21 protein-coding genes are annotated in these 22089 nt (G+C 37.9%); 5 read left to right on the top strand and 16 right to left on the bottom strand.

What is annotated here, in order from left to right:
- Positions 1-62: 62 nt before the first annotated feature.
- The 11 genes from CH364_RS09770 to CH364_RS09715 form a co-directional block, all read right to left on the bottom strand.
- Positions 63-722 (bottom strand): hypothetical protein, encoded by a 660-nt coding sequence (locus CH364_RS09770; protein ID WP_100787854.1) that lies wholly within the window; start codon positions 720-722, stop codon positions 63-65.
- A gap of 14 nt (positions 723-736) precedes the next feature.
- Entirely contained in the window at positions 737-1402 is a 666-nt protein-coding gene (locus tag CH364_RS09765; protein ID WP_100787853.1) for an HNH endonuclease, read from the bottom strand.
- 223 nt (positions 1403-1625) lie between these two features.
- Positions 1626-3314: an ATP-dependent nuclease gene (locus tag CH364_RS09760; RefSeq protein WP_100787852.1), complete on the bottom strand. Its 1689-nt coding sequence runs from the start codon at positions 3312-3314 to the stop codon at positions 1626-1628.
- 216 nt (positions 3315-3530) lie between these two features.
- Complete coding sequence (locus CH364_RS09755) at positions 3531-4796, bottom strand: STAS-like domain-containing protein (protein WP_100787851.1); 1266 nt, start codon at positions 4794-4796, stop codon at positions 3531-3533.
- 263 nt (positions 4797-5059) lie between these two features.
- Positions 5060-5647: a hypothetical protein gene (locus CH364_RS09750; RefSeq protein ID WP_100787850.1), complete on the bottom strand. Its 588-nt coding sequence runs from the start codon at positions 5645-5647 to the stop codon at positions 5060-5062.
- Between the two features lie 397 nt (positions 5648-6044).
- A complete protein-coding gene (locus CH364_RS09740) occupies positions 6045-6935 on the bottom strand; it encodes a hypothetical protein (RefSeq protein ID WP_100787848.1) in 891 nt (296 codons plus the stop codon).
- Positions 6936-7134: 199 nt separating this feature from the next.
- On the bottom strand, positions 7135-7929 hold the full coding sequence (locus tag CH364_RS09735; RefSeq protein WP_100741155.1) for a hypothetical protein: 795 nt from the start codon (positions 7927-7929) through the stop codon (positions 7135-7137).
- Positions 7930-8397: 468 nt separating this feature from the next.
- Entirely contained in the window at positions 8398-10686 is a 2289-nt protein-coding gene (locus tag CH364_RS09730) for a DNA polymerase domain-containing protein (protein ID WP_100743302.1), read from the bottom strand.
- A 21-nt stretch (positions 10687-10707) separates the two neighbouring features.
- Positions 10708-10965, bottom strand: a complete 258-nt coding sequence (locus CH364_RS09725) for a DUF8156 family protein (RefSeq protein WP_100743301.1) — start codon at positions 10963-10965, stop codon at positions 10708-10710.
- 1 nt (position 10966) lies between these two features.
- The gene (locus tag CH364_RS09720; RefSeq protein ID WP_100743300.1) at positions 10967-11572 is read right to left on the bottom strand and encodes a hypothetical protein; all 606 of its coding nucleotides are present in this window, start codon (positions 11570-11572) and stop codon (positions 10967-10969) included.
- Positions 11573-11866: 294 nt separating this feature from the next.
- Positions 11867-12244, bottom strand: a complete 378-nt coding sequence (locus CH364_RS09715) for a hypothetical protein (RefSeq protein WP_100743299.1) — start codon at positions 12242-12244, stop codon at positions 11867-11869.
- 414 nt (positions 12245-12658) lie between these two features.
- Between CH364_RS09715 and CH364_RS09710 the strand changes: the two genes are divergently transcribed.
- On the top strand, positions 12659-13222 hold the full coding sequence (locus tag CH364_RS09710) for a penicillin-binding protein activator LpoB (RefSeq protein WP_100743494.1): 564 nt from the start codon (positions 12659-12661) through the stop codon (positions 13220-13222).
- Here the strand turns inward: CH364_RS09710 and CH364_RS09705 are convergent.
- The 3 genes from CH364_RS09705 to CH364_RS09695 are packed head-to-tail and all read right to left on the bottom strand — an operon-like array spanning position 13210 to position 17264.
- A complete protein-coding gene (locus tag CH364_RS09705; RefSeq protein WP_100743298.1) occupies positions 13210-14496 on the bottom strand; it encodes a hypothetical protein in 1287 nt (428 codons plus the stop codon). The genes CH364_RS09710 and CH364_RS09705 overlap by 13 nt on opposite strands.
- A 32-nt stretch (positions 14497-14528) precedes the next feature.
- Positions 14529-16775, bottom strand: a complete 2247-nt coding sequence (purL, locus tag CH364_RS09700; RefSeq protein ID WP_100743297.1) for a phosphoribosylformylglycinamidine synthase subunit PurL — start codon at positions 16773-16775, stop codon at positions 14529-14531.
- Between the two features lie 9 nt (positions 16776-16784).
- A complete protein-coding gene (locus CH364_RS09695; protein WP_100743493.1) occupies positions 16785-17264 on the bottom strand; it encodes a flavin reductase family protein in 480 nt (159 codons plus the stop codon).
- A 104-nt stretch (positions 17265-17368) separates the two neighbouring features.
- On the opposite strand from CH364_RS09695, the gene CH364_RS09690 reads away from it, so the two are divergent.
- From CH364_RS09690 to CH364_RS09675, 4 genes are read left to right on the top strand one after another with little or no spacing between them, the layout of a single operon-like run.
- On the top strand, positions 17369-17743 hold the full coding sequence (locus CH364_RS09690; RefSeq protein ID WP_100743296.1) for a Fur family transcriptional regulator: 375 nt from the start codon (positions 17369-17371) through the stop codon (positions 17741-17743).
- Positions 17744-17784: 41 nt separating this feature from the next.
- Positions 17785-19611: a DNA mismatch repair endonuclease MutL gene (mutL, locus tag CH364_RS09685; protein ID WP_100743295.1), complete on the top strand. Its 1827-nt coding sequence runs from the start codon at positions 17785-17787 to the stop codon at positions 19609-19611.
- Between the two features lie 59 nt (positions 19612-19670).
- Entirely contained in the window at positions 19671-20276 is a 606-nt protein-coding gene (locus tag CH364_RS09680) for an RNA polymerase sigma factor (protein WP_004784002.1), read from the top strand.
- 4 nt (positions 20277-20280) lie between these two features.
- On the top strand, positions 20281-20838 hold the full coding sequence (locus CH364_RS09675; RefSeq protein ID WP_100743492.1) for an LIMLP_12425 family protein: 558 nt from the start codon (positions 20281-20283) through the stop codon (positions 20836-20838).
- A gap of 4 nt (positions 20839-20842) precedes the next feature.
- Here CH364_RS09675 and CH364_RS09670 read toward each other — a convergent pair whose 3' ends face one another.
- Positions 20843-21715 carry a hypothetical protein gene (locus CH364_RS09670; RefSeq protein ID WP_100743294.1) on the bottom strand — a complete coding sequence of 291 codons (873 nt, stop codon included), beginning with the start codon at positions 21713-21715 and terminating at the stop codon, positions 20843-20845.
- A gap of 8 nt (positions 21716-21723) precedes the next feature.
- Positions 21724-22011 carry a ribosome hibernation-promoting factor, HPF/YfiA family gene (hpf, locus tag CH364_RS09665; RefSeq protein WP_100743293.1) on the bottom strand — a complete coding sequence of 96 codons (288 nt, stop codon included), beginning with the start codon at positions 22009-22011 and terminating at the stop codon, positions 21724-21726.
- Positions 22012-22089: the final 78 nt, after the last annotated feature.

Below are 22089 nucleotides of genomic sequence, written 5' to 3'. Positions count from 1 at the left end.
CCGTAGGCCGAGTGAGGCCTTGTGCCGAAACGTAGCGGGAAGACGCTGTTATGCGTAGTTGCTCATTGATGCAATGAATACAGCTCTATTTCTTTGCTAACAGAATCATCATATAGACTTATATGTTCAAAGATTCTTTTTATTAGTGCGATAAAATCATTTTCCCAGGAAGTTAGTGTTCCTTCTGTTTTAGCCTTATTATACTTTTGGTTATTATCATTTCTAAGTTTTGTGTAAATAGGTAGAAAAATTGATGAACCACTTCCGATGGCAGCCACCACAATTTTATCAGATATTGGGTAAAAGTTATAGGAATAAAAGTAGGACGAATATTCATCTGAAATATTTCTATAAATTTTTGTATAGAAAGTATTCGTTGTTTTGTATGAAACTGTTAGCTCATCTGGGGAATCAGATTTATTAGCGAAATAATAATCATCAAAAAAATTGAAAATTGTATCTTTTAAGTCAGATGGAATTTTACTTTTAAGTAATTCAATTTTGCTTATTACTCCAGCACCACCAATTATAGTATTATCGTTTAACTGTAAAATTTTAGTACCAGAGTTAATTCTGATTTTCGGTGCTTGCATATGTATGGTCGAATTTCCCATTTTCAGGGTAGCCTTAACTGGATTTTCAATTGTACCGTCGATTGAATGCATTTTGTCGCAAATTTTTATAGTTTTTTCTTCTGTAATTATATCTATGATTAATGTCATACAAGCTGTTCCTATTAAGTAATTTCTGGTTTTAATTTTCCATCAGTTAATAGTTCAAGTTCTTTGAGTTTTTTATCTAGTTCCTTAGAAGATAAAAGTCCTGACCTATAAAGGTCTCTGACATAGTCATCGCCAGTTTTTCCTGATTTCTTAGAATTACATTCATGACATGAAGCAACAATATTTTTATATGAATTACTTCCTCCACTAACTTGCGGTAAGACGTGGTCAAGGACGTAGTTATCTAAGTTTATTTTCCTGAAACAATAGAAACATTGATTATTTTCTCTTTTTAATATAGATGGTCTAAACTTTGCTTCTTTATAAAAATCAATTTGTTCAATGTCTTTTTCTTCAAGTGTTTGTGATTTTGGTGGAATACAACCTGAAATCTGTTCTGGAAGATATAATTCAATTTGTAATCCATCTCTAGTTGTTTCTAGAATTCTGATACAACCCTTCTTATCTAATTTTCGAATTCGATCACGAGCTGAATAATCGGTCATTTGTACCGTTTTAGGTGCACTCGATATTACAAATTGAAGCTCATTCTTTCCAATTAGTTTTGAGTGTCGAAAAAGATGATAATAAAGTGCCTTTTCGTATGTATCTAAATTTAGGAATGGTATTAAATAATCTTCGATTTGAATAATTATTTTCTCTAATTCATTTTCATTCATTTTTTAATTCCTTTTTAGAATAAAATTAGAGCAATTACGCATAACGAACTAGACTTAACGACGTTCCTCGACCCTGAGTCCCTGAAGGGACGTTAGGGACTGGAACGAGGCTTGCGGAGGCAAGAGGAGTTCCAGAGAGGAATGTGTCGCAGACCGAGCGAGGGCTTGTCCCGAAGTGAAGCGTTAAGTCGCTGTTATGCGCAGTGCAAAGATTAAATTCAATCTAATTCCATAATGAGTTATTTTCTAATTTATTCTCTAATTTGTATTTTGAAATTTTTTCATTGAATTTGGTTTCGGAATTTTGAAAGACTAATGTTTCTCTCTTTAATATTTTCGTATATTGATCAAATAACAGCTTATATTCAGAGCTTGTTTTATCGGAAAGAAGTTCAATAACTCTGTCCACTTTTCCATTGGATAATTCTTCATTTAAAAATTCACCTTCAAAATTGGGAACTTGAACATACAAATTAGAATTGAGCGAGAAATCGATAGATTGACGAATTCTCTCATTTATTGTCCACATAGCTGACTGAATATATTTTTCTTTACGTTTTATTTTTGGAGTGTCAGAGTCATGAATAACAATATAAGGTACTTTGAATTGATTTAGGATTCGTGCAAACAAAGTAATATTTGCTTTTCCGAAACAATTTATTACATGAACGTTTAAGTCTAATTCTTTTGCTATATGGTGAATAGCAATTTGTTCGGTTGGTCCCTCTACTAAAATTATATTTTCATAAAAAAAGAATTCATTAACCATTGGATTTGAAGCACGAATCATTTGTAGTCTTGTTCGCTCATCTACTTCAAACGATATTTTGTCTGTCGAGACGTATCGCTGAGTGGGAGAGGTTGCATCGACTCTAATAATTGTTGTGTGATCTTTGGATAAATCAATAAAAACAGGAGAATGAGTTGTAGCTAATACTTGCCAATCTGGATTTTGCAATGCAAAATCATATAAAGATTCTCTAGTTTCACGGATTGTTGGGGGATGCAGAAATGCTTCTGGTTCGTCTATTAATAGAATTCTTGTAGCTTCTCCAGTTTGTTTTGTTTTCTTTTTTCCATCGCTAACGTCAGACATCACAGAAAGTGCTGACCATAGTAACGCACGCTGAATTCCAGTGCCTTGTTGCATTAGTGGACTATTATAGGTATGATCGGTTCCTACTTTCAAAAATGATTCGGCTCCGACTATTTTTTCATCAATTGCATCTTTTGATTGGGGAATTAATTCTATTTTTGTTCCTGGAAATATATTAGAAACATTTTTTGTAATTCTATTTGCTATATCATCGAATGCAGTTTTCGATTCAGAAAAAATAGTTTGAGCTAATTTTTCAATTTCATCAATTGCTGCTTTTGTTTTACTTGAATCAGCTTTTAATCGATCTTTAACTATTGTTTTTAATAGAGTTACAATTTTTGTTTGAGTAGTTTCGACTGACTCTGTAGGTTTAATTCTAATCGGCTGTGGGATTCTACTCTGGATAAGTGTATCCCAACCGCCCATGCCACCTTCTTCAAAAATATTCGTCTCTGGATTAAATGATTGTTTTGTTGCCTTTTTTTCAGGTAAAGTCCATATCCATCGTAATTTAATACATTCGCCATAATTTAAATCATTATGTTTCCATTTTTTCCCGATGGTATCCTCGTCATCTGCTGTTATTGAATCGAAAATTCCAGTAATTTCTATAGGCTTTGAAATGTCTTCATTATGGAAATATGTTTTTGCCAATTCTTTTCCAGAAGAAGCAAATGACTCGTATGCATCAAGAATAGTCGATTTGCCAGCGTTATTTTGTCCGATTAATACTACGATTTCATCAATCCTTATTTCATAAGGAATGTCTCCAATGATTTTATAATTTTTTACAATTAAGCCTGCTAGTCTCATTTTTATTATCCTTTTTTAATTTGATGTTCTTTGCATTGCACATAACGAACTAGACTAACCGACGTAGGCTGGCCCTGAGTCCCAACGGGACGTTAGGGACTGGCCACGACACTTGCGGATGCAAGGGGAGTGCCAGAAGCCTATGTGTCGCAGACCGAACGAGGGCGCCAGTCCCGAAGTGAAGCGGTTAGTTGCTGTTATGCGAAGTTATATTGCTTAATGATCTGGTGTATATTCTTCGAAAATATATTCCACAATTCCGTTAATGTCTTTTGTGCCGTTTATTACTTTTATTTTTTTATAGGCAATCAATCCTAGTTTTTCTATTGGGGATGCAATTAAAGCATTAATGAAGCTATGTGGCGAACTCGTTACATTTGAAAAATCAAAGATGACATTTTTTCCTTCATTGATGGCGGGAATAATTTTTTCCTCTCTAAACTTAATTGCTTTTTCTTTGTCTTCTGCAAAAGAGCCAAAATGATTAAAAATATTTACGTAAAATTTGTTTGTGTTTTCTTTAGAATCATTGTGCTTTTGTTCTTCCTGCGCAGATTTCCTGAAAGTTTCTAATAGATTATCAAAGCTTTCATTCAATTGTCGATTCAATTTGATCGTTAGGTATATAAATGTACCTGGCCAGTTATATTTTAAATTTTTAGTTGTCATATCGTTTGGTGAAATATGGACCATGCCATTTCCTGATATTATATACATATCTGAATGCAATCTTTTTACTATATTTGAAGATAAATACAAACCCATTCCGGCATTGTTAATTTGTGAGTATGGATTTCGCATTCTTTTCGCGAATGTACCCGATATGTTTGGTTTAAGTGAATGCGTAATAGCTTCTATATCATTTTTGAAACCAGGATATGTTTGTTCAATATGCTTTTTTATTCCAATTCCTAAATCTGCTATCATAAATGATATTTCATTTCTTTTTTCGTAGAATGAAAATTGAACTGTAGCAGGAAGTGGAAAACTTTTATATCCGTGATTGTAGTAAGAGCAACCGTGTTCAATCGAATTGTAAAATAATTCTGAAAGTATATAACGTAATGTTTTTTCATATTGAATATCGAATTCATCGGTAAAGTCCGCTATTTTGTTTAATATTAATTGAAAATCTTTGTTTGATCTTAGGGCAAACATCGGCTTAAATTTGTTACTTACAAAATTATTAGTTTCATTTAATAATACATTGAATAGTCCTTGGGCTCCCATCTTCTTCCACATATTCGAAGCACTTCTCGGGTGGTCATTGTAAATTATTTTGATCAGCTTCCCTTCGGATTTTTTTTTCATTATAAAAGGGACTAATAGACTTAATGTTTGATAATTTGCGTCGAAGCATTGCTTGAAATCAATTGTAATTTCGTTTTCTTTAGTCTCCCAATTGAAAACACTTAATATTTTATCAAAATCTATTATTCCATTATTGCTAAAATTAAATTCTGTCGGTATTGTTATTATCATAGTTTATTTTACTGTTTGCAATATAATTTCGCATAACGAACTAGCCTTCCCGAAGTTTTCCGCCCTGAGCCTTCGTAGAAGGCGTTAGGGAAGCGGAAAATTTGCCGCAGGCCGAGTGAGGCCTTGTGCCGAAACGTAGCGGGAAGGTGCTGTTATACGAAGTGCCTTGGTTATATAAAGAGTATTTCGATTTTTATCTTATGCTTCGGAAGTGAAAATTTTTGAGAGATGTAGTTTCGGCCTAAAGAAATATAACTCAATGTTTAGTAAGCCGTGATTGAATATAAGAAACATTTCTGATCAAATCCACTGGGGCAACGAAACCAAATGTCCAAATCCCGTGAGTCATTATAGGGTTCGTCCGGATGAAAATATCTACCTCCAAAAAAGGCTACATCTACTTCTTTATTTTTCATAGCGAAAAATCGAATCTCCCTTGATTTATTTAGCCAATCACGAGGAGAAATTAAAGATTTGATAATTTCTTCATTGCTAGGTAACAAAACCCTAAATTTTGTCTGCATTATAGTTGAGTTAAAAAACAAATCACAGATAGAAAATTTATTATGTTTTTCAAGGTATCGATCGATTTTTTTAAAAGTAAAGCTTACATCTCTAAAGTCACTTAAATAATAATAAACCACTTCATCAAGATTATCTTGAATTGCTTTACAATCATCGCTTTTAATATTCTGAATGAACTCTTTATAAAAATGGCCATCGCCAATTTCTTTATCTACTATAATTTTTGGTTCTAGTTTAGTTTCGATAGTCTTATCAACACTTTGTTCAGTTTTAAAACAAGATAGCATAACAAATGGGAAAATCAGCAACAAAGGTAATTGTTTCATTGTTTATTTCCCTTCGAGTGGGAGTGAGATTTATTTCTTTTCATTAGATCTCCAATTATTTAATGTATAATACTTATATATTGCATTTTGAATGGCTGAATTTATTTGGACTAGTCTTCTGATTAACTAAATAAGGTGTTATTAAATTGATTCTCTGATGTGATTTATAGTAATAAACTTTTTCAAGATGAGTTTTTTTCATGCTTATTTAAGGCATTTCGTATAACGAACTAGTGGAGACGACGTTCCCTGACCCTGAGTCCCGGAACGGGACGTTAGGGACTGGCACGGAGCTTGCGTATGCGAGCGAGTGACAGAAAGGGAATGTGGCGCAGCCCAAGCGAGGCCGTAAGTGCCGAAGCGCAGCGTTTCCACGCTGTTATGCGACGTTTTGAAGTTATATATTTGCTCCGATTTCAATAACGACAGAACTAAAAGTTTCTGTTTTTGTATAATTGCCGCGAGTACCATATTCGATATTTTGTATGGTATCATATCTAGAATCTCCAGAGTAAACTCTCATATCGTCAGGTTTGATTTTTGCTACAATTGATTTTAAACCTATAGTCATAAAAACATTTTCAGTAAAGAAATATCCAGCTTTCAAATATACCTCTCTGCCAATATATTTACTATAAGGTTGTATATTAACATTAATGTATCCCTGATCCGTATTCAAAGCAGTAAAATAGTAATTATTATAGATTCTTCCATATAGTTGAAAAAAACTTAGTCTTGTAGCAAAGAAGAAGTTTGCATATTTATCAGATTGATATTCAAATCCAATTTCAGGTCCTATATACTTTTGGCCAAATTTGATAGAATAGATATAAGGATAATTATCGGTAAGTTCAGACTTAATGTATCGTGATCCAATAATGATATTTAAGTTAGTAAAGTTCGGTAAAGTATATAGAAATCCAATTCTAATTTGAGATCTAAAATAATCTCCAATTGAAACGGGTGCTGTTGCAACTAATTCACTATTTTGATAGAAGTCATATTGCTGTGAGAAAGCTCTTTTGTTAAATTCAAGAAAGTCTGTATATATAGAGAAATTTGAATTTTCCAATTTTTTCTTAAAAGAAAACTCGAAGTTATTAACAGTTTCATTCCCCTTATTTCTATAACCTCCAATAGTATCTTTGAATTCATACTTTTCATAAGGAAATAAATAGGTTGAATTTCTAATAAATGTAAAAGTCCAAAGTTTTTCATTTTGAACTGCATTTTGTTCCGAATATACAGATGAACTTGCAAGTAGAATAGCTAATATAATTTTTTTCATGTAATTCTTAATAGTTTTCAAAATGTCGCATAACGAACTAGACTAACCGACGTAGGCTGGCCCTGAGTCCCGGACGGGACGTTAGGGACTGGAACGACGCTTGCGTAAGCAAGAGGAGTGCCAGAAGCCTATGTGTCGCAGACCGAGCGAGGGCGTAAGTCCCGAAGCGAAGCGGTTAGTCGCTGTTATGCGACGGTGTTTATTTTAGCTTTAAGACACTTTCCCTCAAAATTTTTACATTGTCAGTTATCCACTCGAATCTATTAGAATAGTAAAGTCGAGTTCCAGTTTCCGGTTCATCAGGAATTAATCTGGAATAATCGTTCCATTGTTCAACTAACGCATTTAAATTTTCCATCGCTATTAATAACTGCTCTTGAACATATTCATAAGCGACAGTTTCCTTAATATGTTTTATAGAGAGGTCAGGGTAATGTAAATATTCAGAAAGTAGTGGACCAGTCATTAAGTTTCGATAATCAACTGTATTTTTAGTATTAGGATTGTATACTAAATATGGTATTGGCTTTTTTAGAAGATTTTCAATATCAATATTTAGAGATTGTAAAACATTCAGAACGCTATCTGTTTTCTTTCGTTCGAATGCTAGCATTTCCGCTTGTTCAATTTGTTTTTCAAAAAGTATATTGTTCCTTTCTGATTCTAATCTGTTTTGAGCAATTTGTTCGGAAGCAAACTTTAGTTCTTCTCTTGTCGCTCTTAATTCCTCTATCTGAAGATATATTGTAATTATCAGTAATAGGACAGTTATAAAACTAAGAAATGTTCCTATCGTTCCAGAGATAAATCCACCAAATTCACTCCAATGTTCATGAATAGCTGAAAGTTCAGTTCCAAAAGTTTCTCTGTAAAGTAATAATATTTGGATAATATAATAAATCGATAGGAATAGTATGATTATGAATATGATATTTAAATATTTATTATTTCTAATTGTTTGCATTTTTTTAAAATTTATTAAACACTGTCGCATAACTCTCCCTATTGTTGTTTCGGTTAAATGCCAATAGATGTTTGCTCTTTGAGTTGTTGTTCGTTTTATGTTCTCGTACAGTTGCTATTCGATCAGCGTATTCGGGTGGTATAAGGTTGATATATTGTTAACGGGTTATCTTTTGATCCGTCTTAGTTTCTGTAATTCGTTTATCATGCTCCTGGCAATTTTATTCTGTTGTTTTGATTGTATGAGACATAATAACTTTTCGTTTTCTACTTTTTGTGGCTGGGCATAGCTCCGCCCCCTGAGTCCCAATTGCTTAAAAACGAATCTGAGTCTTTTTTGTGATGGGGTTGTTGCAAACGTTTTTTAAATGGGCCTTCGAAATTCTCATCTAACAGCATTTCTTTTATTTCGTATTTTGTGATTTTTTTTTTAATTTATGCAATAAAAGTAAATTTGCATATTGTAATGAATCTTTTTTTATTTTGTATAGTTCTAAAGTTAAAATGGTAATAACGGCTCATTGCTAATGAGGTCATTAAAGTTATTGAAAGTTGCGATACTTATCCAAATTTCTTTGAATGAAGAAAGTAATAGTTTTCTGTAATGGTTTTTGTCGTAGATTAGAATGTTTTGCGGGTTTTTTGTTTCTATTCTCTCTTCTGTTTTGTATCTTTCTCCTTTTCGTTCCGACTGTTTGTTTACTACCAAATAACGAATTTTTTCTCCAGCTTGGACATGAATTCCCATTTCTAAGAGGTCTTTGACTGCTACTGCGCTCGGGGCATCGACACTATAACCTTCTGGATCTTGTGATGTGGATCTGAGGATAAGGAGGTCTTTCCAAAAAATATCTCCTTTCGAAAGTGGGGTGTCAAATTTTTTGAAGATTTCTAGAATCTCTTCTTCTCGCGATTGCATCTCCGCTATGGTTTCAAACTGACACATCCATCGGATCATTTCATCTTGTGCTTTTTTTATATAACGAGGAAAGTCTTTCCGTCGTATAGCAATTCCTCTTCCTTTGAAGTGACCATTGATGAACCTTCCCATATAACGGTTGCCTACTGGCATTTTTTCATCTTGAGTGGATGGTGGAAAAGATAACCAAGAAAAGATACCTTCTACATCCATTGTTATTTTTGTTTTTTGTTTTATCGTTTCACAAATCATAACAAGGTTTTCTTCGCTAATGGGTGACTTGTCTTTTTTTTGTATGAAGATACAGTCTGTAATGGCATGTACTAAGTTGTACCCATGATCTTCTGCAATTTCTTTTGCCATAAGTAATTTTTCTCTTCCGAACGCAGTGACAGCTTCATGACTTTCTAGTTTTCCAAATTTTGCATTCCTGTAACCTAGGTAACCGAAAGAGGTAACCAACATCCATTTTAAACTAGATTGTTTTTGTTCGATGTATTCTTTGTTGACGATGTTTTTGTCTTTTATTTGCTTTTTGTAATGAGTTCTTCTTTCTATAACGTGCGCTAGTGCCTCAGAAACAACACCATTTCTTTTGTTGCAAACTCTATACTCAAGTGATGGAACTCTTTCTCCTTCAAAATCATTTTTGCAGCACAAACAATTGATGGTTTCGGGAGATATATTGTGCGTGACCATTACTTTGGGATACATTTGAGAAAAATCTAATTGAGCCACATTTTCTAATACAAACCCGTTTTGAATGTCTGCTTGAAAAACTAACCCACCTTTGTCGGCGTTTAAAAGTTCAAGTGCTGTTTTTGGGGCTTCTAGTGCACTTTTTTGCCAAGGAACAAGATAGTTCATCCTCAAGGCCACATCTACTTCAATGTAAGTGAGTGCTTTTCCCGTGGATGCTCTTGCCATTTTTTGGATCGGTAAACGAGAGATTCGAGCCAGTTCGATGATCCCCATAAGATCGGCTTCTTTATAAACAAAACCATTTTTTGAATCAATATGCCAGCGACCAAAAAGTGGGTAGGAGGGGGCTCTGAATACGATGGTTCCATAGGTATTAAAGCTAGTCCCTTGTGTTTGTATGGAACGTTTGATAGTGCTTGTTTTGTCTCTGTCGAATTCTGTTGTTAGGTGATTTTCTTGCGACGTTTTGAAGAGGTAAGGAAATAGGATTTGATCTCCGTAGGACGTGAGGACGATATCTGGGTCATGTTTTATAAAGATCTGATTTAATTTTTGAATTAAGTTTTTAGAATCATTTGTGGGTAGTTTGTACTGGTCTAACTGAGTTTCTACAATGAGTGTATTATTCCCAAGAGGAATCCTGTGGCTTTTTTCTAGGTAAATAGAAACGGTTCTGAAGTTTGGAACTTCGTAATCTAAGTCTGTGATACTTGTGAAACACTGAATTTTTTTGATTTGGTTTAACGTATTTTTTGTTTCATAACTTATTTCTAAATATGCCAGTGGGTAGATGTCTTTTTCGACCATATAACCTGTGGTAATTTCTATATCTGAGTGGTAGATGTCGTATTTTCCATAAAGATAAAAAAGTTTATTCGTGATTTTGGGTAGGAGTTGTGGTTTAGAAATTACCAGTTTCAGAACTGAAATCGTTCTATTTTCATAGAACAGCTTTTTCTCCACAAAGGTCGGAATTTCTGCCAATGCGTTTAAGTCATAGAATCGTTTGACTAACTTTTTAAGTATGTTTTGGGGTGCATCAATATAGATTGTTGGTAAAAACTCATCGGAGAATAATCTTAATTCTCCTTCGAGAGACCTTAGCCAAAGGTAAATTTTTTGTTCAGAGTGGTAGATATCAAACAGGTAACCTTTGAATGTTTCCATAATCTTTTTGTTGTATCATACTCACTTGTCTTGGATTTTTTTTAGGCTTTTCTTTGTTTCGTTCACTTCTTTTTTTAAATCAATGAGCATAGATAGAATCATTGAGTCGATTGGGTATGGTAATGAGGCCATAACACCAGCTTGTACTTGTAATTTGGAGATTCTGATGAGATCATCAAAAATTTCTTGGTCTTGTTTGCGGAGAGACCTTCGGAAGTCTGATAAGTTCTCTTCTATTTGTAACATCTGGCGAGAATAGGGGGCAATGGTTCTTCCCATATTATATTCCTGTAATTGAAGTTTTTCTTGTACGAATGCGAGAAAGGCCTTTATCTGTTTTTAATTCCCACAGGTTTTGTGTAGTGCGTAGTAGTTTGGGAAAGAAGATTTGAAAGTTTTTGTGAGAATAGGTCCAGGATTCGATAATGAGTAGTGGAACATTTTCGTTAGGAAATTTTTCTATAAACTGTAACATTAAGTTTAACAGAAATAGGCCCTCGTCTTCTTTGACATCCCCATCCAAAAATTGTTTGCAAGGAGCTAACAAAAAGTAAATGGTGTTTTCTTCTTTTGAAGTTAATATGATTTTAAGTGCATCTAGGATTTGATAGGGGGTGAAAGCTCTTTGGACTTTAATTTGTTCTAAAAATGGTTCTGGTTGTAAATTTTGTTTCCTGGTTTCTTCAGCAATGGTGAAGGGATTAAACCGAATGGCACAGTCTAGGTTGAAAACTTGGAACCCAGAACAAACCAGGGCATATTGCCAAAAATGAGCAAGCCGGTACATCCCTCTTTCTCCGGTCAGTAAACCTAAATCTCTCTGGTTCCAATTCTGAATGGGTTCGTAGACATTGGTTGAAACTTGAGATTGTTCCGTGAGATCCATGTTTACTATTTATATGTATAGTAAAAATATGTAAAGTGTAATTTGTAAATGGGTTTCTTTTTTCATCTGCTTGAAAAAGTAAGTCACTTACCTTTTTTACTAAAAAAGAGCACCCGATTCGCTCTTCTATCCGAATGGATCTGATATCGGTTGGGAACAAAAATGAAAAGAGTGATTGAAAATCAGAATTGATAAAAGAATGAAATGGGCATTGAAATGGTAGAATATGGCATTCAATGACAATCGTGCATCTCTAGAGGCTTTTGGGGCCTCTAGAGAAAAAAGAACCAGAACTTAGAGAGGAGGAACTTCTTGGACCGTTTTGATTCCGGTCACAAAGTAACTAGTTTCCGCAAAACAGCTGAAGGGAACTCCAACATGTTCTTCGTATTCTAAAACAACTCGTTTGCCAATGGAACCATTCAGTTGTTCCGCAATGGCTTCATCTCGAACACTGAAGAAGAACTTTTCTGTCATCGTTCCTGGCATTGTGACAAGGGCCATTTCCCCTTCCCAAGTTTTGCAAACCCAACCTTTTTTGGAAAGTTTTTGAATGTATCCGGCACGGTCTCCCTCAGAGTAACTCCACCGGAGAGTGAGCCAAGTGTAACCCGCAAATAGAATGGCGAGGAGGACGAGAAAAAGGCTGAAACGAATTAAAAATTTACCCATGATTTAATCCAGAAGTTTCGCAAACGAGAGGAAAGATTCAAGACAATATTTGAGGTGAAAGTTGACAATTTTTAAAATGCGAGGGGATCTTTTACGCCAGGGGTATGGAGGGCTTGGTCTGCCTTTGGCAGACGGGAGCGAATGCGGACCCCGGAATGACCCGGTCCTTTTTGCAAAGAGTCATCTCCACTAACAGAGTGGAGGCGCCCAAAACAAAAAAAAATGATCCAAAGTATGAACTTTTTGAATCATTTTTTTTTTGAGATGTCGAATCGAAGTGGCAAGTTTTGGCCACTCGTGGTAAGTGTGAACCATTGGGTGGCGGGTCTAGTTCCCCACCCAAAGTCGGGCGGGGATACTATATTCGCACAATCTTTCTTGCCAAACTCCCGATCCCCCACCAAACTCTCCCCAATGCGCATTTTATTTTTTTCCATTTTTGTCTCGTTTTTATTTGTTAGTTGCTCTAGTGTTTCCTATCAAAAAATAGACAAAGCAAAGGCGACCAAACAATGGGGAGTATTGGAAGTCAAAGAAACAGCTCGCAGTATGAGCCATTCCTTATCTACATATTATAAGTCCGATTTGAAGACCGGGTATTTGGAATGGAAGGCAATCCAAAATTCCACATCAGAACATATTGATACAAAACTTATCAGCAACGAAATTTTAAACCAACTAACAAAAGATAAGGTGCCGTTTGTAGATACTTCCATCCGTGAAGAGGCAACCGCTGAAATGGCATTTGGGAAAACGGGAATGGTTTCAGCTGATTCTCGTTTGGCGGTAGGAAAGTTTAAATCACCTTCCCATAAAATCAAAGGTGAAATTAATGAAGTGGTGAATTTCGAATCCGGGTCTCGCATCCAATACATCACTGTGACACTTTTTCTTGTGAGTTTGGAAACCAATCAAATTGTTTGGTCGGAACAAACCAACTTTTTAAAAAAAAGTAGAGTGGAAGGTTATGGCCTTTGATTGTCAGGGAAAAAACCAAACCGAACTTTTACTTTTCCCATAGCGGGACTTAACGTATAAGGTAAGGTTTCAGGATTCATCTGGAGTTTTGGTGAAATTAGAGCTGACTTTGACTTTCCTATCCAAACATATTCTGGAAAAAAACGAACATAACGATATTCATCGGAGACATCTAAATCTTTTCTCATATTCCTTCTCGCATCATCGTAAGAAGTTTCAATCCACTCTGCACCGAGTTTGAAACCCGCATACATAGTGGCAACCCCGAGCCCACTCAATTCTCCAGAGTTCACTTTGACACCAGCATACACAACACCAGCACCAAGGGCAACAATGGTAGCACTTGCAAGGATGGCACCTGTGACTTTCACCGTTCCCTTGGTTCCTTCTTTTAAGGCACTGGCAGAAACAAGCTGAAAGTATCTCGAATCTTGGATGAGTTCTGAGATTTCATTATCACGAGTTAGGTGGCGTTCGTACCAACTCAGAGTATCTTTTTCTAAAACGAGACTTGTTTTTTGAACACCATCGACGATTGTGAGAGGGGATTGTTTTCCTGTTTGGCGGAATTTGAGGTTTCTTAGGCCTCGAATGAAGTTTAGGTTTACGGATGGGTCCATTTCTGGCTCCGCACCAGGGCCACCAAAAATCAAAATGAATTCTTCGTTTTTATCGTACCTTTCATTTGCCATTGCGCGAAGAGCGGCAGAATGGGGTTTGAGTTGGCTCGCTTTTCTGAAATCAACCTTTGCCTCATCAATGGAACCTGTGGAGAGCCAAAGCGAAGCAAGTAATAGACGTAAGGTGGGGTCATCAAATTGACCTTCCGCACTCCATTCTCCACTGAGTAAGTTCCCGGCGAAACGTGCTTGGATTTTTCCCTTATCAATTTCTCCTGCTCTTACATAATACAAACCAAGGAGGATGTGAAGGTAAATAATTTCTGCTTCAGAAGCGTAGTATCCTTCCTCAGTTTCCAGATAAAAAAAAGATTTTAGGGATCTTGAGGCACTGAAACGAAGGCGTTCCTTACTTTCTTCTGCAATTTTTTCTAAGGTTTTGTAGTTTGTTTCCCCTTTTAAAAATCCTAAGTGTGCTTTTTCGAGAACAGCAATAAAACCTTTCTTTTCTTCTGTGGGAAGGTAATCAATAGCCTTTTCTAAATTTGCTTTTTTGTAAGCACGAAGGGAATCTTCATATTCTTGCCGTTTGGCGATACTTGTACATTGGATACAAAGTAATAATAAAACAAAGGAATAGAAGGATAGGCGCATTCGGCCTATCCTCTAAAAAAAAATAGATTTGTCTATTCGAAATAGGTTTTTAGACCAGATTCAAATTCTGTTTCTAAGGACTTTGCAGTCCATTCCCATTGGAATCCATTTCCTTTGACAGAAAGAGCCGATTTAGAATTGGATTTACCTAAAGTTGTAAAACCTAGTCCTGCTTTCGTATATTTTTCTTTGACTTTTTCTTCGTCTTTCGCAAGGAAACTGATCACAAAGGATGCTCCCGTTTCACCAAAACAAAGTTCGTCGAGGCGAGAAAAACTTTTTTGTAACCCTTCTAGGTTTACTTCCAAACCTTTGTTACCCGAGATTACAATTTTTGCAAGTGCTACAAGGAGTCCACCGAGTGACAGATCTTTGGCGGAAGTAAGAAGTCCTTCTTTTCGGCAAGAGATGAGTGTATCAATACTTGCTTTTTCTTTGGCGAGAGAAATGTTTGGAATTTTTCCCGTATCTAGACCATGAAACCGGTAAAGGTATTCGGAGGCTGAAATCGTAGGTTGGAATTCTCCCACAAGGGCATACAGAACTTCTTCTTCTGTCCGCGGGTAGGTGTGAAGTCCTTTTGCTACGTCATCAATCACTCCCACCATACCAATGGTAGGTGTTGGGAATACTGGGCCTTCGGGAGATTCATTGTAGAAGGATACGTTTCCACCAGTCACAGGAAGTCCAAGGAACCGGCATGCATCCCCAAGTCCTCTCACACATTCGCTAAAGATATAATAGTTTTCTGGGATGTAAGGGTTTCCAAAGTTCAGGTTGTTTGTGACCCCGTAAGGTTCTGCACCTGTAGATGCCACGTTTCTTGCCGATTCACAAACAGCAATTTGTGCCCCTTCGTATGGATTTAGATACGTATAACGAGAGTTACAATCTGTGGCGACAGCGATTCCTTTTTTAGTTCCAGGAATCCGCACAAGGCCTCCGTCTTCTCCCGGCTCTACCACTTTCACAAGTCCCACTTCTGTATCATACTGTTCGTAGAGAGGTCGTCTGGAGCTGATATTTAAAGAAGAGAGAAGGGTATTTAAGGTTTGGGAAACAGTGTCTTTGGATAAGTCATTAATTTTTGTTGGATCAAACTTTGTCACCTCATCCAGGTAAGCCGGTCTTTTTTCTTCTCTCACATACCTGGGAGCACCACCACCAAGGACCAGTGAGTCAGCAGGGATTTCGGCTTTGAGTTTTCCATCCTTTCTAATCCGAAGGATTCCGTCACCGGTAACGGTTCCAATCTCCACGGCGTTCAGTCCCCATTTATGAAAGATAGAAACAAGTTCTTCTTCTTTTCCCGTTTCAGGAATGACAAGCATTCGTTCTTGGGATTCGGATAACATAATTTCGTAAGCATTCATATCCGATTCACGAAGAGGGACTTTGTCTAAGTCCACATCCATTCCAGTTTTACCTTTGGCACTCATCTCTGAAGTCGCACAAGAAATTCCGGCAGCACCCATGTCTTGGATTCCCACAAGGAGGTTCTTTTGGATGGCTTCCAGGGATGCTTCCATTAGAAGTTTTTCCATAAAGGGATCACCCACTTGCACAGCAGATCTTTTCTCTTCCGATTCTTTGGTGAGGTCTTTGGAAGCAAAACTGGCACCGTGGATTCCGTCTCGTCCCGTTGTGGCACCCACGATGTACACTTTGTATCCTACTTTTCCTTTGGTAGAAGCAGAAGCCATTTGGTCATGACGAGCAATTCCCACTGTCATTGCATTCACCAGTGGATTTTTGGTAAACGTGGGATGGATGAATAGTTCTCCACCACCTACTGCAATCCCAAGAGAGTTGCCATAGTCTCCGATCCCTTTCACGGCACGAGTGAGTAAATACTTGTTACGTGCTTCTTTTGGATCACCAAACCTGAGTGAGTTGAGAGAAGTGATGGGTCTTGCACCCATCGTAAAAATATCTCGCATAATTCCACCAACACCAGTGGCCGCACCTTGGTAAGGTTCTACAGCGGTTGGATGGTTGTGACTTTCGATTTTGAAGACTACGGCAAGTCCATCCCCAATGTCCATGGCTCCTGCATTTTCTTCCCCTGCCTGAGCGAGGAGTTTATCCGACTTTGTCGGAAGAGTTTTTAATTTTAAAATTGAATTTTTATAAGAGCAGTGTTCCGACCACATGGCGGAGAAAATTCCCAGTTCTGTGGAGTTGGGCATTCTTCCTAAGATCTTTTGGATCTCTACAAATTCAGTTTCTGTAAGTCCGTGTTCTTTTGCATCTTCCAGATTCACTTTCTCTTTTTCCATACTGATTCCTTAAACGAGTTCCCTATAATTGCGATTGAAGTAGAGGAGAGGAGAACCTTCTCTGGTGACCACTGCTTCCACAAGACCGATGAGGATCCAATGGTCCCCCGCATCGATAGTTTGGTTCACTGTACAGTCAAGTGAGGCCAACGAATCCGGTAAAACTGGGGCACCTGTGGAAAGAGTTCCTGGTTTTAGTCCTTCCAAAACAACCGCTTTGTCCAGGGAACCAGAAGCAAAATCAGCGGAAATTTGTTTTTGTTCGGAAGAAAGAATATTCACCACGAAGTTTCCCGCTTTTTCGATGGGTTCTTTGGCACTGGAATCTTTGGCCAAACAGAATAAAACTAACGGCGGTTCGAGGGAGACAGAAGAAAAACTAGAAACAGTAATTCCTCCTTTTTTTTCTGTGGATTCATAAGTAATCACACACACTCCACTCGCCCAAAGCGAAAGTGAAGATTTAAACTTGTCGATGGATGCTGGCATAAAGGCTCCGTATTGACAAATATCAATTTCTGGAAGGATTCTAAAAACCAAATTCCATTTGACCCTTTGATAATTTGCGAATGATTTAGGGGTAGGGCAATAATATGAAAGCACTCACAAAACATAGAGAACTAATTTTCAATGACCTAAAAGAAAGAAAAGACCACCCTACAGCAAAGATGGTTTTTGAATCCGTTCGTGGAAAGGCTGACAAAATTAGTTTTGCCACTGTCTACAATTCTTTGGAATACTTGGTAGAACACAAGATGGTGAACAAACTGAATATTGAATCGGATTCGGTCCGTTACGATGCATTTTTGGACGACCACTCCCATTTGCTTTGCAGCGAGTGTGGAAACATTTTGGACGTGGCTCCATTAAAACTCAGTGCTGACACCGATTGGCAAGGATTAGGATTTCAGGTGAAACATGTTGATATCGTGGTTTCAGGCACCTGTTCTTCCTGCCACTCTAAGTAATTTTTTCTGGATAGGGAGGTTCCCTATCCCATGATTGTCCTATGGGCATCATTCATTCACTTTCGGCGGACTTAATCAACCAAATTGCCGCCGGAGAAGTGATTGAATCTACCCATTCGATTCTTAAAGAACTCATCGAAAATTCCATCGATGCCGGTGCTACCAAAATCGAAATAGCCACTGATTCCGCCGGATTCGGTCGCATCCTTGTTTCCGACAATGGACATGGAATCCAAAAAGAAGATTTACCTCTTGCCATCAAACGTTACGCCACTTCCAAAATCCAAGATTTCCATGACTTAGAACATCTCTTTACCTTTGGGTTTCGGGGAGAGGCTCTTGCCTCCATTGCTTCTGTATCTCGGATGGTTTTGGAATCGGGAACAGAGGGAAACCGCACTGCCTACCGTGTGACAGTCGAGGAAGGGAAAATTGTTTCGGAAGAGGAGATTCCTTTTTTTATTGGAACCAAAATTGAAATCAAAGATTTGTTTTATAATACGCCTGTTAGGCGGAAATTCTTAAAAACCGAAACCGGAGAAGAGAAAAAAAACAGGGCCCGAGTACAAACCATGGCGGTCTCCGAACCAAAAATTGGGTTTCGGTATTTGCAGAATGGAAAGGAAGTTTTGAATGTAGTTCCCGAAGACGGCCTCGAACGAGTGTTATCTGTTTACGGCGAAAACTTACGTGACCATCTTTTGCCAGTGAATTCCAGTCGCAACGGTATGACCCTTCGTGGTTGGATCTCCCATCCTGATTTTTATAAATCATCCCGCACGGGACAATTTTTCTTTGTGAACAATCGTTCTGTGGAATTAAAATTTTCGGCTCAAATTCTCAAACGTTGTTATGGAGAGCTCCTTCCTAGCGGTGCCTTTCCCTATGCCTTTTTATTCTTTGATCTTCCTCGTGAATTTGTGGATGTGAATGTCCACCCACAGAAAAAGGAAGTTCGGTTTTTATCAGAAGAAACCATCACAGGAATTCTTTTCCAAGGGATCACTGAAGTTTTACGAACCTCCACCCCTGTGGAATTTTTAGAAATGCGCCGTAGACTTTCTATGCCAATCCCCTATGAAAATCGGGGAGGGGAATCATCTTTCGGATCTGGATTTGGTGGTCCTGGTTTTGGGTTTGGTGCAGGCCAAGGGATGTTTGGGAATCTCCAAACAGAGGGTGAGTCCCTCATTGGTCCAAGTTCCATTGAAGGAAGACAAGGTTTTTCTTTGGAAGGAATTGGGGCTGGAACCAACTTGCACTTATTAGGTGAGAATCTTACCAAACACAATTTGTTTGTCCCGAAAAAACACTACGGGGTTTTATTTGAGACCTTTATCTTGGCTGAGGCAGAGGATGGACTTTATATCATCGACCAACATACGGCCCATGAAAGGATTCGTTACGAAGAAGTTTTGCGAGACTTAAAATCCAAAGCGTATAAATCCCAAAGCCTACTCACACCGATTCGTTTGGAACTGACGAAGGAAGAAGCGGAAGAAATGTTAGAAGAGAAAGATCGGTTTTCCGAACTCGGGATCAGCCTCGAACCATTTTCTGGAGGAACCATTCTCATCCGTGAAGTGCCATCCTATATCGATCCCGGTAAAGAAACCGAAACCATTTTGGATTTATGGGAAAGGTTCAAACAAAAAGACCCGGAAGACAAAGAACTTTATGATGAAATGGCCAAATGTGTGGCCTGCAGGTCGGCCATCAAAAAAGGGGACCAGGTCTCGGATCCCATCATTGGGGAACTATTACAAAGGTTGTCCTACTGTGAAAACCCTTCTCTTTGCCCTCATGGTCGGCCGACTCTTATCAAACTCACAAGAAAAGATCTAGAAACCATGTTTCACCGAATCTAAGTCAGAAGAAAGAACCGAAAAACATTGATAGAATTCTCGGATTCGAAATTCTAGGCCTCATGCCACGCCCCCTAGAAGGCAAAAATATGACCCTGCGGGAGAAGGAAAAAATCCTACTCCAAAAGATCAAAGCAGGGGATCCGACTGCCTACATGACCTTAGTGTCCCCATTTCGGGAACGATTGTTCCGCAAAGCGGTTTCCATGGTAAAAGATGGAGACGATGCGGAGGATATTGTCCAAGATGCCCTCATTTCCGGTTATAAATCCATCCAAAACTTTCGGGCTGAGGCCGGAGTTTATACCTGGCTCTACCGAATCGTAGTGAATAAGTCCAAGGATTTACTTGCCAAGAAGAAACGAGGCAGGGAAAAACCCATGGATGACTCGGGAGATAACCAATTTGTGGATTCTCGTGTCGGATATGAAAAAAAATTGGAACTTTCTGAGGAGTCTCGTTATCTAATGGATAAGATCGCACTCTTGGAAGATTCCTACAAACAGGTTTTGGAACTTCGTTATTTCGAAAATCTTTCGTATAACGAAATTGCCGAGATCATGGAATGTAATGTAGGTACTGTTAAGAGTCGTCTCTTCAAGGCCAAGGAGTTTTTGAAGCACCTCATCCAGAAAGACGAAAAGGGAGAAGGGTTCTTTGAAAAATAAGTTTATGAGTTTAAAAGATTGGTTTCGTTCACAATATCCGGGTCTCTTTACAGATGAGACAGACAATGTGGTTTTGGAAAATAAGATTTGTTCTCTTTTCCAGCATGTGAAGGAAAAAGAAGACACCATCCTTCCTCGAATGTCGGAAGACTTCGACACCCGCCTTTTCAATCTTCTTGAATCCGTCACCATTGACAAACCCAACCAAAAGATTTCCTTCACATTCAGAGACCTAGTGGAAAACAGAACGGTTCAGTATTCTTTTTCTGCAGTGATGGCCCTGAGTTTAGTGTTTGTGCTTGCTACTCGCAATTCCCAAGAACCAACTCTTGCTGGAAACAATGACAGCGCTGGTGTTGTCATCGAACAAAACAACTACCAATACGAACCTACAAGCCTCGACCTAAATGAATCCTATCAAAAACGCGTGTTACTCGATCGTTTGCGATCGGCTCCTGGTGCTGTTTATGGACTTCGTGAACTAGAATTGTATTATGAAAAAACCGGAAGAGAATCTTCAGCAGATGAATTAAGACTTCTTATCGAATCTGTAGAAAAATAAACTTCTAAACAAATCCTTTGGCAAATTGGACGGCGTCGCGGGAACGGATGTCGTCAGCCGAATGGAGGATGGCCAATGCCAACTGCTCCATCCTTGCTTCCAACCGAAACGAACCACCACTTCTTTCTTTGCTATCAGCCAGTCTCTTTAGTTCCGAAAACCAGATCTGAATTGTCGCTTCTTCTTTTTTTACGAGAGGGTGAAAGACTCCTTCTCTCCATGCAAGGACAGGAACGAGTTCCTTCATTTCTTCTTCTTTCGTGGTAATTTCACCCGCTTTTTGGATGAGGGTGAGTAGCGGTGGCCAGCGTACCATAGTGTGGGGAAAAAGTTGTGGGTCATTTAAAAAGGCATTACGGTAGGTTTCAATTCCTTCTCTTTCATTTCCCGTCATCACCTGTGTTTCTGCCAAATAGTATTGGAGGACTGGGGATTGTTTGTTCCCACCATAGAGGAGGACTTCAAGAGCCATTCCATAGTCTTGGATTTTGATGAGGCATGCCGCCAGTTCACGTAACAAGTCTTTGTCGAGAGCGTTAGCTCCTTCCCATTGGTAAGCCAGTTTTAGGTGGTCTCTAGCTTCTTTAAGGATGCAGTCTTGCGTGACAAAAAAACTTTCAGTGGTATGATACCCTCGTTTTCGGATTTCTGATTCAAAGTCGGCAAAGAGAGAAAGGAGGAGTTTCCCTCGATCTTTTCCTTCTCTTGTTTTTAGAATTAGATCAAGTCTATGGTCCCAAAAACTGGCAATATAAAATCCGCTGATGGAGGAAAGGTCAAGTGGGTCTCTGTCCAGAAGTACGGAATAAAGAGATTTTGCAGTTTCAAACTCACCGTTAGAAAGATAGGTAAGTGCTTCTTCCGACTTCTGAATCATATTAGAGATTAGTGTTGGCTTTTTTTATCGTGGTGTTTGCTAGTTTGAGATAGAATTTTGTCTTCCAATCCATCGATACAAACATATACATCTTTGTCTTGGTTGTGTGCGTTGAAATTATTGCCATCAGCATGTAACTTCAGGTTAGAGTGGATTTCTCCATGAATGGCTTCAAATGATACTTCACAGGATACGATTTTTTGAACGTATTTTGATACTCGTTCTAATTTTTCGTCCGCATATTTTTCAGCGGCTTCAGATCGATCTAGATGTTTCCAGGTATAATTGATTTTCATAGTTTGTCCCAATTTGGTATGGAATGATTGTATTTTAGAAAAAAAGCAAACGTCAAATAAAAAAGAATTGAAGGCGAG

Origin of the sequence: Leptospira harrisiae (genome assembly GCF_002811945.1) — a bacterium.
Lineage (GTDB): Bacteria > Spirochaetota > Leptospiria > Leptospirales > Leptospiraceae > Leptospira_A > Leptospira_A harrisiae.
This window is presented reverse-complemented; position numbering and strand designations above follow the sequence as displayed.